Raw genomic sequence first — 14,865 nt, forward strand, 5'->3', positions numbered from 1 at the left:
CTGTAATATAAAAATCATTCAAGTAAGGCCTCACACTGTTCAAGAAAAGCTTCATCTGGTGTTAAGTAATCAAGGATTTTCCTAGGCAAAGTATTGCACCAGACTTGAACTTTAGCAATTGCTTCTGTTGAAAAATCAAGTAGGCTCTTCCCTTTTGGGATAAAGCGTCTAATAAGGCCGTTATGACGCTCATTAGTTCCTCTTTCTCCAGAAGCGTAAGGGTGTGCAAAGTAAACTTTGGTATTACTAGTTTTCTCTAAAGATGCTAGTTCTGCAAACTCTAATCCATTATCAGCAGTAAAGCTCTTGAAAACTTTTGAAAAACTGTCACCCATTTCATAAGCCAGGTTTGCTAAAGCTTGTTGTACAGCTTCAGCTGTCTTGGCAGGAATTTTACGTATGATTTCTTTGCTGGTTTGTCTTTCAGTAATAGTGAGTAACACTGGTTCAGTTTTTGTTTTCTTTCCAATTAAAGTGTCAATTTCTCAGTGGCCAAAGACCTTACGTTCATTTACGTCTTTAGGACGTTCACTAATACTCGTCCCTAATCTCTTTTTATGTTTCCTGATTCGTTTAGGCTTTACTCTGCGTCTAGTATTTAGGGGTAGATCGATGTTTCTAATATTGAGTAAACCTGCATCAACGTAATTGTAGAGCGTTTTAGTTGATACCATAGCTTCTTTTGAGAATTTATTTTGCTTCTTGAGAGACCCACAAATAGCATCTAAAGAAAACTTGGAGTTCCAGAATAGGTCTGTAGCGTGAGCTATGAACTCTTCACATTGTAGAAACTTAAATTTAGGTCCACAGTTTTTACGGTTTTGTTCGTATATTCTTTTTGCGGCATCTGGATAATAGACCTCGCATAGTTTAAGGGCCTTGATCTGGGTTACTGTACCTCTTTTTAGTTCATTACGAATAGTATTTGGTGCTCTATTTAAAATTTTGCCAATGGCGTATGGGCTGTAGCCTTGCTTATGTAGTAACTCAATCTGTCCCGTTCGAAATCATTTAGATGTTTATTCTTGCGGGAAGTTGGTGTATTATTAAGGTAATCCATAGTGTGCACCCTTCCTGTAATTGGTTATTTTGTGGTGATTTAATTATATTACAGTTGGGTCCACTATGGAGTTTTTATTTAGTTCAATTTGATTTTACAATTAAGCTTTTTATACTCACTCTTTCCATTAATAAATATATGTACATAACAGCAAATTATTACTTGATTACAAACTATATTTATAATGATATAGGGGTGGTGATATAGCATAAACAGCCACGGCTCTACAAAACTTACCTAAAAACATCGAAACTTATTCAGGTAAGCAAGTTTTGCTCAAAGAGTATCATCTCTTTGATTTAATTCCTTTGCAGGGATATAAACCTATACACTCATATCCATGGATGAAAAATCAGTTAAGTGTATTTTACAAGACTGATAGCTCCATCCAGCAATACACGCAGGCTGGGACAAATCCCAGTTTGCATGGCCCGAGCCAGGCAATAAATTATCTTTTATTGCGATATTAACTGCACTGTTAATATCTCTTGAAAGAGTTGTGTCACACCCGGCACAAATAAACTCTCTTACATTTGGACCTTTCGTTTCATCATGACCGCAGATACAGCACTCTTTAGTTGTATTTTTTTCGTCTACAACTGTACGGTGGTTATTACTGCGTTCAAATATCCAAAGTAGTATGTTTCGAAACTGATCAATTACTTCTTGGTTTAAGATACTCCTGTGCATATTTTTATAGATAGCTGTATCGGTTGAAGGTGTATAGTCGCCAATAGCTACATAATCATATTCCTTTGCCAGGTCGTTAGCTATAGCATACATCGCCTGCGATGATAAGCTTTATCTAAACCTTTATTCAATCTTTCCCAGCGCTTACTCGGTAGATAATAAACCTTACCACCTTTAGATACTCACTTCTTTGACTTTCTTAACGCCTTATCTCGTTTAGATTTTAATTCATCAATTACTTTATCCCAATATTTTAACTGCGGAAGTTTGCTGAACTCGAGAATGTTTCCTTCATAATCGATTGATGTAAAAAAGTTTTTATGGTTAGGGTCTAATGCTACCCATTTATCTCTTTTTTGAGATTGTTCTTTGACTGGTTGACGCTCAATCGTAAATACTGCATAAAATCTATCTCCCTGCTGCCATCCTCTAAAACCCTAAAGCCTTTCTTTGGTTCGTCATAATATAAAGAAAACCACTTTTTCTTCCTTGAAAAATTTATTAAAAGCACCTTTAAGACGAGCGCAGCGTTTTTTGTAACAGACGAATGTACTGTACTCAAAAAAGGATATTGCTCTTTTAGTTTAGGCACTTGGTTTCTCAGATTTCTACTAGACAAAAGTTTGTTTTCATTGTTGTTTTCATAATAATCATAAGTACACATTTCTAAAAGGTGGGTTATATAACCAATTACAAATTTTACTTTGGCTATCTAATATCTGTTTATCTTTTTATGAAAAAACAACTTCAACTTTTCTATTGAACTTCAAGCCGCCTCACCACCTTTTAAGTAAACATTTGCTTATTTGTCTTTAAAATTTCCTTTGTTTTTCGACTTCTACTACCGTATAATCTTGAAGAGAAAACGGTTATAACAGATAAAACATCATCAACAAGCTCTTCTTCATAAGTTTTGTCTTCTGAATGGTTTATAATTTCTATGTCTACATTATTTAATTTACAAATTTCTTCTAGCACTTCATACCCAAAACGCATTAATCGATCTTTGTAATTAACCACTATACGTTCAACATCTCTATTTTCTATTATAGCCAGTAATTCTTTTAAGCCTTTCTTTTTATAGTTTAACCCTGACCCCAAATCTTCAATTATTCTAAATTGATAACCGTTGGCTATACAATAATTAGTTACGTTTTCAACCTGTCTTTTTAAATCTTCTTTTTGATCAGACGACGAAACTCTACAATAACCTATTGTTAGTTTGTTATTGTCTTTTTTATCTTTAAAAGCAATCAATGAATCTTTTGAATACCTTCTATGTCCACCACTAGTTCTCTCTGGTGTTAGTTTATCTTCATTCTCCCATCTTCTTAATGTAGATTCTGCTACTCCCAAAAACGCAGCAGCTTCTTTGATTGATAAATACAAAATTACTCACCCCTTTGTAACTATAATAACATAAAACTACCTATAGTCAACAAGGAATGAGTAACTTTGATGAAATTTAGGTATGCTGTTTATTTACCCCTATATAATCAAAGATATATGGAAGCCCCCGGTCCAATTGGTAATCCAAGAATAAACCATATAATAAATAGAATGCTCCAGCCTATCAAAAAGGTGATGGAGTAAGGTAACATGGAAGAAATCATTGTACCTATACCTATTTTTTCGTCATAGCGCTGGGCATAAGCTAAAATGAAAGGGAAAAATGATAAAAGTGGAGTTATTAAGTTAGATATTGAGTCACCAATTCTAAATCCAATCTGTATAAATTCAGGAGAATATCCCATGCTCATCAACATTGGTATAAATATCGGTGCCATTACTCCCCATTGTGCTGATCCACTTGTGATAAATAAGTTCATTGAGCCGGCTAATATTACAAAACTTATAGCTAAAGGAATTCCTGTCAACCCTATAGTCTCTAGGAAATTTCCTCCATATACAGCTATAATTTCACCTAGGTTTGACCAATTAAAATACTCAATAAATTGAGCAGCAACAAACACTAAACATATATATGTTCCCAGTGTCGACATTGATTTGCCCATTTGTTTTGCTACATCTTTATCATTAGTAACTGTACCAGTTGCTATCCCAAAAAAGATACCAGGTATTAAAAATGCCACAGCTATTATAGGTACAATTCCTGCCATAAACGCTGATCCATCAATTATATCACCATCATCAGCTCTAAGTACTCCATTACTAGGTAAGACTAATGCTAAAACAATTATAAGATATACAATTAAAGATAGACCCGCCCATTTCATACCTTTAGATTCATTTTCCGTTATTTCATCAATAGACTCTTCTGAACTTCCCTTATATTCTCCTAATCTAGGCTCTATAATTTTCTCTGTTACATAAGTACCTAAAAAGGTAACTACAAATGTTGAAGCTATCATAAAATACCAGTTAGCGGTTGGGTCAACCGTATATCCTTCTTGATACATTTGTGCTGCTTCTTGACTGATTCCGGCCAAAAGAGGGTCTAATGTACCAATAATTAAGTTAGCACTAAAACCACCACTTACCCCTGCAAAAGCAGCAGTTATTCCTGCTAAAGGATGTCTTCCTAAACTTAGGAAAATCATCGCACCTAGTGGTATCAAAATAACATATCCTGCATTAGAAGCAATATTAGATAGAATTCCAGTAAAAACAATTGCCATAGTAATCAGTTTATTAGGTGCACTCATAACGATTTTTCTAAGTACAGTTTGGATTAATCCGGAATTATCAGCTACACCTACACCAATCATTGCTACTAAAACTGTACCAAGTGGTGCAAAAGATGTGAAGTTATCAACAGCATCCGAAAAAATCATCCTGATTCCTTCTGTTGAAAGTAAGCTCTGAACTTCTACATCATCTGTAACTACTTCGCCATCTACAACCCTCTCAAACTCAGCACTTAAGCCACCCATTTCTGCAACTGCTGAAACAAAGATGGTTAGTATTGCTAAAATTGCGAAAATGGTAATTGGGTGAGGTAATTTATTTCCGTATTTTTCAATAAAATCAAGTAGTTTATCAAGTATGCCTTTTTGTTGAGTTTGAGAACCCGTGCTTGCTTGTGGATTTGTAGACATAATTATCAGCTCCTTTCAAAAAATAGTAGAAACCTTTGCCCTCTCCTTTTTTCAGTTCTTTAATTGTTAGATTTTTCGTTAATTTTAATATATGTATATGTAATAAATACCTTTTTTATGGTTTGACAGTTTAAAATTTTTAGTTATTTCATTCTTTAAAGCCCCTACACTAATTTTTATTTTCAATTTGATCTTTTAAGTATCTCACTACTAGATCCGTTCGTGGAGGACACCCTGGTAGATGTTTAGAAGCACGAGAAGCGCACTTTCCAATACCTATACCATAAAATTCTTTCAAGTGTTGATAGCCTTGTCCTAATAGAATAGGTTTTTCGAGACGCTCTAATAGTCCCTCATCTCTAAGTCTCATTAGTGCATGAACTACCGTCGCTTCACAGGGCGAACACGCTTTATAACTTTTTAAATATTTTTCTAGAAACTCCATAGGTAGTTCATCAGATTGAATAACTTTTTTATCTTCAGCATTTTTCTCAAATACTTTATGATTATCATAAAGATCACCTAGGTTTAGTTTAGAAGCTTTTATAATATGTTCAGGTAAATCTTCACTTGTATAACCTAATAAGTGCGAACAATACGAATCCACCAAAACACGATCATACCCCATGATAATTCTACCCATATTTACTGGATTACCCCCTTCTTCAAAAGTAAGGTCACCAATAAACCCATCAACAATCACTAAGTCTGTAGGAACAACTTTATTTAAAATTGCAATGCTTCTATCAAGTCCTTTAGTATGAAAATTTCTTTTTTCTTTATCTGGTATACATCCTTTTAAATTTTTTAGTGAACAGGTCACTTGTGTCTGACAATGAGCTTTCAATACTGGGATGTTAATTAATTTTTCAACTTCTAAAATACTTTCAGCTACATCGATTTTCTGTTTTTCAACTGTAACTTTTTTAATACGATCTTTTTCTAAATCAATCAAAGGTACATTATACTTTCTTGATAATTTAGTAAAGCCACATTCATCAAAAGACTCTTCAGTCCTTGCTCCTAACCATGAACTTTCCATTATGGCTAGATTCTTAAACCCCCGTTCTTGAAAGTGTTCAATAATACCAGAAACAAGTTCAGGTGATGTAGTTGCACCTGATTCTGAGATTTTAGGTAGAACTAAATTAGGCTTTAAAGCAATACGCTTGTCTAAACCTAGATTAGCAAAGGGTTTTATTTCTGTTAACATGTCTTTGATTATTTCTTTAGGAAATTCTCCGTAACTTACATACAATTTGTTATCACGCAACATTTTAAGTCCTCCTACATAAAATCTATTTTTTGCTAATTTCATAAAGTTTAATATATATTGTATAATAACATGAAACATTTAAATACTTTTGAGGTGATTTTGAATGGAAATAGATAACTAACAAGTATAAAAAGTTCATTTCTTAAGAGAAAAGGGAGTTTACTTGGTATTACTGAAGAAAATGCAGTGTTACTACCTATTATTATAGTAGAAAATTCACTGCACATTTTGTTTCAAGTTAGGTCTAAAAAAATGAATACTCAACCAGGCGAAATTTCGTTTCCAGGAGGAAGAATTGAAAAAACAGAAACTCCTAAAGAAGCTTCTGTTCGTGAGACTAAGGAAGAGCTTGGGGTAATTGAAAATGATATAGAGGTTTTTGGAGAATTAGACTATCTACTAACACCTTTTAATATGATAATTATTCCTTATATAGGTTTTTTAGATACTGATATTAATAACATGAAAGTTAATAAGACAGAAGTAGAAGAAGTTTTTTCTATTCCTATTAATTACTTTATAAACAACAAACCACAATGCTACAATACTAAAGTTGAGCCAATTCCAGAAGAAAATTTCCCTTATCATTTAATACCTAATGAATCAGAATATAAATTTAGAAATGGCACCTATCCCTCCTACTTTTATTTATACCAAGACAAAGTAATCTGGGGGTTCACTGCCCGAATACTAAAAAATTTTATTGAATTATATTCACAAAATAATTAAATAAACCAACTTTTATTCCAGTTCAATTAATGCAACAGCTTCAACATGAACTGTTTGAGGAAAAAGATCAATAGGAACCACTTTAGTCAATTTATAACCTTTAGCTTTTAGTCTTCCAATATCTCTAGCGAGTGTTGAGGGATCACACGATACATATCCGATTTTTTGGGGTTTTATTTCTGAAACGATTTGTAAAAAATCTTCGTCACATCCTTTCCTTGGCGGGTCAACAAATACCGTATTAGGAGAAAAATCAACAATTTCTTTTAAAACTTGCTTCTCTTCTACTTTTCCTGTTAAAAAAGACACATTACCTTTTTGATTAATATCTTTATTTTCAAAAGAATCTTGTACTGCTTCTTCTACTTCTTCCACTCCTAAAATACTTGCCACTTTATCTGCTGCTAAAAGTGTGATTGTTCCTATTCCAGAATAAGCATCTAGTACACGATCATGTTCATCTATAGCACATATCTCAAACAACTTATTGTATAGTTTCTCAGTTTGCTCTGGGTTTACTTGATAAAAAGCAGCTGGTGAAATGCGGTATTGTTTGTTAATTAGTTCGTCTTTGATATATTGTTGTCCCCATAGTTCTATAAATTCATCACCAAATACCTGACTAGTTGGACGATTATTGATGTTCTGAGTAATTCCTACTAGGTTGGGAATATCCTTTTGTAACCTATTAATTAATTTCTTTTTATTAGGAAGCTCTTTTGTTCTAGTCACTAAAGTTAAGTGGGTTTCACCAGTTTTATGCCCAGTCCGAGAAACAATGTGACGTAGTGATCCAATTCCCTTGTCTTTTCTTCCCTTCGTCCGTAAAACCTGATAACTAGGTATTTTTAATTCTTCTAGTAGATTTTTAAGGATCTCTAAAATATGATTATTAGCTTTTTTTTGAATCATGCAATGGTCAATTTCAACAAGTTGATGACTATTTTTACGGAAAAAACCTAGCACCCCAGTTTTTTCACTCCTATTTTTAACTCGCACAGGAGATTGTAGTTTATTTCTGTAATACCAAGGGTTTTCCATACCTATAATAGGTTCGATTATTGGTTTTTCTATTTGAGCAATTTTTATCAATTGATTTTCTATAAGTTTTTCTTTATAAGCTAACTGTCCTTTATAAGAAAGATGCTGAAGTTGACAGCCACCACAATCATAATAATATGGACAAGGTGGTTCTACACGTTCTTCAGATAAGGTATGGTACTCTTTAACACTAGCCTTAGCATAATTCTTTTTTAAGGTATCAATCTCTACCGTTACTTGCTCTCCTGGTAAAGCAAATGGGACAAATATAGTAAAATTATTATACTTTCCAACACCTTCCCCTTGATGATTTAAATCATGAATATCTAATGTTAGGATATCCTTTTTTTCTACTGGCTTTTGTATCATTTTTAGCCTCCTACATCACAATAAATATTTCGTTCTTCAAAATTTCTCCTTGTCTACCAGTTTAATTAAGGTAAAACTTTTGTTACACTATTTTAATAGAATACAAAAGTTAGGAGAATGATAATATGCAATTATTAGGTTTATTTATTGCCCTCGTATTAATTATTGTTATGCTTCAAAATAAAAAACCTCTAGGGCTTTCGATGACTCTAGGTGCTTTAATTCTTGGTATTTTTTCTGGTATGAATTTTAGTAAAATGTTAAAAACCACTTACAATAGTTTAACTGACCCTACTACTGTAAATCTTCTTTTAATAGTTTTATGTATTAGTATTTTTGGTACTATATTAAAACAAACAAATTGTTTAGAAACAATGGTAACTAGTTTAACTAAAATAATACCTAATAAAAAGGTATTACTAGCTATACTTCCCTCTTTAATTGGTATGTTAACAGTACCAGGAGGGGCTGTTATGTCAGCTCCTATGATAAAGGAAGCTGGGGACAAAATCAATCTACCTAGTGAGAAATTAGCTGCTACTAACTTGTTTTACAGACATGTTTGGCATCTAATATTTCCTCTTATCCCTAGTATAATAATAATCTCAGAATTAAGTCAGGTACCATTAAGATTCTTTATAGTGTTTAATTTACCTGTATTTATAATCACTTTTATTATAGGTTATAAATGGTTATTTCGAACAACTAATATCGATATATCATTAGTAGAAACTGAAAGGTCTTCGGATGATGTATTTACATTTATTAAAAGTACATTTCCTTTGTTCACAGCTGTTGGAACAGCAATATTTACACCACTTAATATACCTCCAGCTCTTCTTATTGGAATTCTACTGGCTTCTTTTAACTATATAGATAGTAAACACCCCATGAAGTCAGTTATTTCGGGGGTAGGTAGTGCGTTAAAAAACACCAAATATAGTATGACTTTAACCATCCTAGGAATTATGATTTTTAAAGATTTTATTGAAACTTCAGGTGTAGTAGAGCAACTAACTAATTATCTAATTACTTCGGGTATTCCTATACCTATATTAATCGTTTTAGTTCCAATTATTACAGCTGGATTAACTGGTGTCAATTCAGCTGCGTTAGGTATAAGCTATCCTATTATGGCGCCAATTATGAATCCACATGAAGGAAATCTTGCTTTACTCGGTATTTTTTATACAGCTAGTGTTTTTGGATATTACCTATCTCCTTTTCACCTTTGTTTATTATTAACTAAGGAGTATTTTAAAACATCATTTAACAAATTATATAAAGAATTAGTCCTTCCTGCCGGAGCAATGGTACTCGGAGCTTTGATAACTGGATTAATATGGAACATCCTTTCATTAGAATAAGCCCTCTAATTGAGGGCTTATTCTAATGAAAGGATTATTTGTTCTTGCTTTTCTTTATTATTAACTTCTATAACAGTTCCAGCTGACTCGTTTTGAATCCTCTCTAAAATATTGTTTAAATCATTTTTATCTAAATCTAGATAATCTGAAATCTTATTGTAATGTAGATAGTTATAGAAAATTCTAGCCATATTCAAAGGAACCTTAACATTTAACTTCAGCTTATTTTCTACCTCATCATAAACTTTAATGATTACTTTTCTTGGCCCTCTTGTATCTACCATTCTCTCTCCTCCTTAAAGTTTATAGTTATAAAATTACCTTAATTTTTAACTTATGCAAACGGATTAATTAATGTTATTTTTATAATATATCTATAACGAAAATATTAGAAACTTTTAAATACTACTTATAAAGACTACTTACAAAAATAGTAAGGTATCAATAATAACATAATAAAAAACAAGATAGGGATAATAAATACAACATGATAGTGACTTTCAATTACAAAATATAAAATCTAGCAATAGGGGGTTAAGATTAATTGGCAGCTAAAAACAACCTAATTAGCTCAGAAATTAAAAAAAGCTATAAAAGTTTTGTTATAATATTGATTAACTGGGGTTTTTTAGGAAGTATTATAGGAGTTTTTGTAGGTTCAACATCAGCATTACTTTTGAATGTTAATGATTTGTTGACAGAGGTGCGATTTGAAAACCCACAATTAATACTGTTACTTCCCATAGGAGGGCTTATTATAGGATTTATATATACAAAGCTTGGCCAAGGTTCCGGAAAAGGGAATAATTTAGTCTATGAACATGTTCATTATGGGCAGGGAGGATTACCCCTTAGAATGGGGCCAATAGTTTTTATATCAACTTTCATTACTCACTTACTAGGAGGGTCGACTGGAAGGGAAGGAGCGGCCATACAAATGGGAGGTAGCATAGCTGAATCAGTTATTAGGTTTTTTAATATTGATTTTATTGACCGTAAAATTTTTCTTATGACAGGGATCAGTGCAGCTTTTGGATCAGCTTTTGGAACACCGCTAGCAGGAACAATTATGGGAATGGAAGTAGTATCCCAAGGAAAATTTAAATATGAGGGATTGATACCTTGTTTTATAGGTAGTTTTACAGGGCATTTTGTCACAATTACTTTGGGGGTACAACACGAACATCACGTTATAAAAAGTGTTCCACCTATCGATACTATTACTCTCGATAAAGTAATAGTATTGTCGATTGTTTTGGCTTTGGCTAGCATTTTATATAGTCAGATGCGACATGGAATCGAAAAATATTCTCGTAAGTACTTAAAAAACTTAATGTTGCGAGGCTTTATCGGAGGAACTCTAATAGTTGCGTTAGTCTATATAATAGGAACTAGAGATTATCTAGGAAGGGGATTACCGTTCTTAGACGAGGCTTTTGTTGGGCAAATCTCTCCTTTGGCTTTTTTAGCTAAAATTTTATTTACTGCCATTACTATGGGAAGTGGATTTCGAGGAGGGGAAGTAATACCTCTTTTTTTTATAGGTGCCACCTTAGGAAACACTTTATCTCCTATTATAGGTTTACCTACTTCTTTTTTAGCTGCACTAGGTTTAATATCAGTTTTTTGTGGTGGTACTAATGTTCCTATAACTGCTTTTATATTTAGTGTTGAAAGTTTTCAAGGTCAAGGAGCTACATATTTCTTTATGACTTGCATTATTAGTTATATTTTAGCAGGACAACATAGCGTATGGCCTTCACAAAAGCTTTATGAGCCAAAAAGTAGACTATTAAATGTACCGCCAGGAAAAACAATAAAGGATATAGAAGAAGATAAAAAAACTAAAGAATAAACTGTGTTTTCAATGCTTTTATTTATTCTATTTATATAAAAATCTAAAGGATCACATATGGTGTAACAGAATAAATGCGCTACATCTCTTTTTATTTTTGGCCTAACAAGGATGTGATTTTATATTTAATTTATTTGCTTAGGCTTTTGAAGAAATAAGATATATTCTATTATTCCATAGTTTTCGACCAATCACGTTTTCCATGCCATCTGGTATCATATCCACAGGTGCTTTATATTTATCTGGATTTTTATCAGGATCTGGTAGTTTAAAAAGTCTATCTAACAATGACAGTTGTTTCTTAACCACTTCTTCTGTTTCATCTCCTATATAAATCTTAGCTCTAGGTTTAGTTACTCGAACCTTTCAAGAATAGCCTTCTTGCTATTAAAGAAGTTTATTCCCCCAAAATGATATACTACATCAAAAGATGCGTCTTTATAAGGCAACTCTTCGGCATTTCCTTGAATGAAAATTATACTAGAATCAAAATTATACTTCATATTTTAAAAAGTTAATAAAATTAAATTCATAGCATGATAAAAAGCAGCCCTAGTATATGAGCTGCTTTTTATCTCTAATTTAGCTATAAACATTTAGGCTTCATAAGTTGTTTCTTCACTACTTGTAGTTTCTTTTCCTTCTACTTTTCTAGCAAGAGCACTAATGATTATAGAGTTAGCACCATCACCTGTTACATTACAGGCAGTACCGAAAGCATCTTGACCCATATAAATTGCAATCATAAGAGCTTGTTCTGTTTCACCAAAACCTAACATAGTTGATAAAAGACCCAATGCTGCCATTACTGCACCACCAGGAACCCCTGGTGCACCAATCATAACAACTCCTAACATCATTATAAACGGAAGGAATGTTAAAAAGTCTGGTGTACCGATGTGTAACAGGTATACTGTAACAGCACTAATTGTTAGTGCAATTGTACTCCCAGCTAAGTGAATAGTTGCTCCTAAAGGTACTACTAAATCTGCCACTTTTTCAGGTACTTTTAAGGTTTTAGCGCTTCTAAGAGTAACAGGAAGAGTTGCAGCACTTGAAATTGTACCTAACGCTGTTGTATAAGCTGGAATCATTTTTTTCAAACTACCGAATATAGGGTTCTCAGGTACTAAACGATTTGCTATTGTAAATTGTAGTACCAAGTATACTATTTGAAGTCCAATTACAAGGGCAAATAAAGGTGCAAATAGACCTAAAGTTGTAAATACTGTACCTTCTGCTGCCATATCTGCAAAAATTCCTGCTATATAAAGTGGAAGTAAAGGGATAATTACTCTTTGAATAACTAACCTAACCACTTCTCTAAACTCCATCACAAAATTATAAATTGTTCTATTGCCTTTAACATTTTTAAGGTAGTTAACTCCAATTCCAAATATAAAGGCCGTAACTAATGCGGTCATAATTTCCATTATAGGCTGTACTTCAATATCAATAAATGTTGATAAGCCAGCACCTTCTTCAACTTCCATAATATCTGGAGCAAGACCTGGAATAATTAACATAGCTACAAAAAATGCTATAGTACCTGCTACAATAGTAGACAAATATGCTAACCCAGCTGTAGCACCAAGCATCTTTCCAGGACTTTCAGCAAGCTCTGCTATACCTGGTATAATGAAAGCTAAAATGATTAATGGAACAATATAAAACAATAATTCTCCAAATAGACTAGATAAAGTATACAGAAAATTACCTACACCTTCTGGAAAATAAAGTCCAATAATAGTACCTACAATAATCGCGATAATTAACCTGGGAATAAGAGCCATTTTTTTCATGTAAACCCTCCTTTTTATGATATTCTAGTACTTTATATCACAAATTAGTTGAATGTTCTGTCGAATTTTAACATTATAAATGTTCTTTTTTTTGCGAAAATATGTACTAAACCTATATACACAAAAAGAGCCTATAACGGCTCTTCTTGTGTAATATATTAATTTTAGTTGTCCTTGTTTTTTGTTAAAGAGCTAATAATAATTGTATTAGCACCATCACCAGTTATATTGCAAGCAGTTCCAAAAGGATCTTGTCCCATATAAATTGCAATCATAAGTGCCTGTTCTGTCTCTCCAAATCCTAACATACTACTTAAAAGACCCATTGCTGCCATAACAGCTCCTCCAGGAACTCCCGGAGCTCCAATCATAACTACACCTAACATCAGTATAAAAGGTAAAAAAGAAAAAAATTCAGGTGTCCCAATATGAAGTACATGAACGGTAACTGCACTTATAGTTATGGCAATTGTACTCCCAGATAGATGAATAGTAGCTCCTAAAGGTACTACGAAATCAGCTACTTTTTCTGGCACCTTTAAAGACTTAGCACTTTTTAAAGTGATAGGCATAGTAGCTGCACTCGAAACAGTTCCTATAGCGGTAGTATATGCTGGGATCATCTTCTTTAAGCTCTGAAATATTCGGTTTTCTGGCATTAGCCGATTAGCTACTGTAAATTGTAAAATTAAAAACACAATTTGTAATCCTATTACCAATAAAAATAGTGGTGCAAACAACCCTAATGTTTCAAAGACTGTTCCTTCAGCAGCCATATCAGCAAATATACCTGCAATAAAGAGTGGAAGAAACGGTATAATAACCTTTTCTATGAAAAGGCGTACTATTTCTCGAAACTCTAACACTAAATTATAGATTGTTTTATTGCCTTTAACATTTTTAATATAGTTAACACCAATTCCAAATATAAAAGCTGTTACTAATGCAGTCATAATTTCCATAGCTACTGGAATTTCTAAATCAATAAAAGTTGATAAACCAGCATCTTCTTCAACTTGAATAATATCAGGTGCTAAGCTCGGTATAATTAAAACTGCTACAAAAAAAGCTATAATTCCTGCTACAACAGTAGATATATAAGCTAAGCCTGCTGCAGCGCCAAGCATTTTGCCAGGACGTTCTGCTAATTCAGCAATACCTGGGATAATAAAAGCTAAGATGATCAAAGGTACTACGTAATCTAAAAGTTCACCGAAAATACTAGATAAAGTAAAAAGAGTATTCCCAACCCAATCTGGTAAGAAAAAACCTGTCAGGGTTCCTAAAATGATAGCAACAACTAACCTAGGAATAAGTCCAAAATTTTTCATTTAAACACCATCCTTTTGAATTAATATTGCTTTTTCTAATTTCTGTAAACTAGAAAAGCTCGTACGATATTAACAACTATTATTACATCATAATTATAACAAAGGTATTAATTTAAGAAAATATTAAGTAAAAATTTTCTTAACATTAATAAAAAGTTTTAATTTTCAGATATTATGTCATATTTTGACACTCGATTTATTTTGAATATGGGTAAATAATGTTTTGTAACTTTATGAGAATTATAAAAAAAAGTTGATCCCTACTTACAGAGATCAACTTTCTATT

Annotated in this window: 13 protein-coding genes and 1 pseudogene; 3 read left to right on the plus strand and 11 right to left on the minus strand. The window is 32.7% G+C overall.

Features of this window, described 5'->3' with window-relative positions; genetic code table 11:
* Positions 1-14: 14 nt before the first annotated feature.
* The 5 genes and pseudogenes from CDO51_RS01485 to CDO51_RS01505 form a co-directional block, all read right to left on the minus strand.
* A pseudogene (locus CDO51_RS01485) lies at positions 15-1,060 on the minus strand (IS30 family transposase).
* A 324-nt stretch (positions 1,061-1,384) separates the two neighbouring features.
* Positions 1,385-1,750 carry a zinc ribbon domain-containing protein gene (locus tag CDO51_RS14110; protein WP_205842058.1) on the minus strand — a complete coding sequence of 122 codons (366 nt, stop codon included), beginning with the start codon at positions 1,748-1,750 and terminating at the stop codon, positions 1,385-1,387.
* Positions 1,751-2,536: 786 nt separating this feature from the next.
* The gene (locus CDO51_RS01495) at positions 2,537-3,139 is read right to left on the minus strand and encodes an IS607 family transposase (RefSeq protein WP_420811477.1); all 603 of its coding nucleotides are present in this window, start codon (positions 3,137-3,139) and stop codon (positions 2,537-2,539) included.
* Positions 3,140-3,246: 107 nt separating this feature from the next.
* A complete protein-coding gene (locus tag CDO51_RS01500; protein WP_089022529.1) occupies positions 3,247-4,809 on the minus strand; it encodes an AbgT family transporter in 1,563 nt (520 codons plus the stop codon).
* 169 nt (positions 4,810-4,978) lie between these two features.
* Positions 4,979-6,085, minus strand: a complete 1,107-nt coding sequence (locus CDO51_RS01505; RefSeq protein ID WP_089022530.1) for a DUF362 domain-containing protein — start codon at positions 6,083-6,085, stop codon at positions 4,979-4,981.
* 186 nt (positions 6,086-6,271) lie between these two features.
* Between CDO51_RS01505 and CDO51_RS01510 the strand changes: the two genes are divergently transcribed.
* Positions 6,272-6,814: an NUDIX hydrolase gene (locus CDO51_RS01510; RefSeq protein ID WP_205842059.1), complete on the plus strand. Its 543-nt coding sequence runs from the start codon at positions 6,272-6,274 to the stop codon at positions 6,812-6,814.
* Between the two features lie 12 nt (positions 6,815-6,826).
* Here the strand turns inward: CDO51_RS01510 and rlmD are convergent, their stop codons facing one another.
* Positions 6,827-8,224, minus strand: coding sequence for a 23S rRNA (uracil(1939)-C(5))-methyltransferase RlmD (rlmD, locus tag CDO51_RS01515; RefSeq protein WP_089022532.1), 1,398 nt, complete (start codon positions 8,222-8,224; stop codon positions 6,827-6,829).
* A 125-nt stretch (positions 8,225-8,349) separates the two neighbouring features.
* Between rlmD and CDO51_RS01520 the strand changes: the two genes are divergently transcribed.
* Positions 8,350-9,591, plus strand: a complete 1,242-nt coding sequence (locus CDO51_RS01520) for a DUF401 family protein (RefSeq protein ID WP_089022533.1) — start codon at positions 8,350-8,352, stop codon at positions 9,589-9,591.
* Positions 9,592-9,608: 17 nt separating this feature from the next.
* Here the strand turns inward: CDO51_RS01520 and CDO51_RS01525 are convergent, their stop codons facing one another.
* A complete protein-coding gene (locus tag CDO51_RS01525; protein WP_089022534.1) occupies positions 9,609-9,875 on the minus strand; it encodes a hypothetical protein in 267 nt (88 codons plus the stop codon).
* 260 nt (positions 9,876-10,135) lie between these two features.
* On the opposite strand from CDO51_RS01525, the gene CDO51_RS01530 reads away from it, so the two are divergent.
* Entirely contained in the window at positions 10,136-11,446 is a 1,311-nt protein-coding gene (locus tag CDO51_RS01530; RefSeq protein ID WP_205842060.1) for a chloride channel protein, read from the plus strand.
* A 138-nt stretch (positions 11,447-11,584) separates the two neighbouring features.
* Here the strand turns inward: CDO51_RS01530 and CDO51_RS14115 are convergent, their stop codons facing one another.
* The 4 genes from CDO51_RS14115 to CDO51_RS01545 form a co-directional block, all read right to left on the minus strand.
* A complete protein-coding gene (locus tag CDO51_RS14115) occupies positions 11,585-11,755 on the minus strand; it encodes a hypothetical protein (protein WP_205842061.1) in 171 nt (56 codons plus the stop codon).
* 44 nt (positions 11,756-11,799) lie between these two features.
* Positions 11,800-11,949 (minus strand): class I SAM-dependent methyltransferase, encoded by a 150-nt coding sequence (locus CDO51_RS15255; RefSeq protein WP_205842062.1) that lies wholly within the window; start codon positions 11,947-11,949, stop codon positions 11,800-11,802.
* Positions 11,950-12,042: 93 nt separating this feature from the next.
* Positions 12,043-13,248: a dicarboxylate/amino acid:cation symporter gene (locus CDO51_RS01540; protein ID WP_205842063.1), complete on the minus strand. Its 1,206-nt coding sequence runs from the start codon at positions 13,246-13,248 to the stop codon at positions 12,043-12,045.
* 164 nt (positions 13,249-13,412) lie between these two features.
* Positions 13,413-14,579: a dicarboxylate/amino acid:cation symporter gene (locus tag CDO51_RS01545; RefSeq protein WP_089022535.1), complete on the minus strand. Its 1,167-nt coding sequence runs from the start codon at positions 14,577-14,579 to the stop codon at positions 13,413-13,415.
* Between the last annotated feature and the right edge of the window lie 286 nt (positions 14,580-14,865).

The organism is Natranaerobius trueperi (genome assembly GCF_002216005.1).
Taxonomy (GTDB): Bacteria; Bacillota; Natranaerobiia; order Natranaerobiales; family Natranaerobiaceae; genus Natranaerobius_A; species Natranaerobius_A trueperi.

Excerpts from the sequence above, each read along its gene's own strand:
- CDO51_RS15255 (WP_205842062.1), bottom strand. The coding sequence starts at position 11,949 with ATGAAGTATAATTTTGATTCTAGTATAATTTTCATTCAAGGAAATGCC.
- CDO51_RS01520 (WP_089022533.1), top strand. The coding sequence starts at position 8,350 with ATGCAATTATTAGGTTTATTTATTGCCCTCGTATTAATTATTGTTATG.
- rlmD (WP_089022532.1), bottom strand. The coding sequence starts at position 8,224 with ATGATACAAAAGCCAGTAGAAAAAAAGGATATCCTAACATTAGATATT.
- CDO51_RS01545 (WP_089022535.1), bottom strand. The coding sequence starts at position 14,579 with ATGAAAAATTTTGGACTTATTCCTAGGTTAGTTGTTGCTATCATTTTA.
- CDO51_RS01540 (WP_205842063.1), bottom strand. The coding sequence starts at position 13,248 with ATGAAAAAAATGGCTCTTATTCCCAGGTTAATTATCGCGATTATTGTA.
- CDO51_RS01500 (WP_089022529.1), bottom strand. The coding sequence starts at position 4,809 with ATGTCTACAAATCCACAAGCAAGCACGGGTTCTCAAACTCAACAAAAA.
- CDO51_RS01525 (WP_089022534.1), bottom strand. The coding sequence starts at position 9,875 with ATGGTAGATACAAGAGGGCCAAGAAAAGTAATCATTAAAGTTTATGAT.
- CDO51_RS14110 (WP_205842058.1), bottom strand. The coding sequence starts at position 1,750 with ATGCACAGGAGTATCTTAAACCAAGAAGTAATTGATCAGTTTCGAAAC.
- CDO51_RS01505 (WP_089022530.1), bottom strand. The coding sequence starts at position 6,085 with ATGTTGCGTGATAACAAATTGTATGTAAGTTACGGAGAATTTCCTAAA.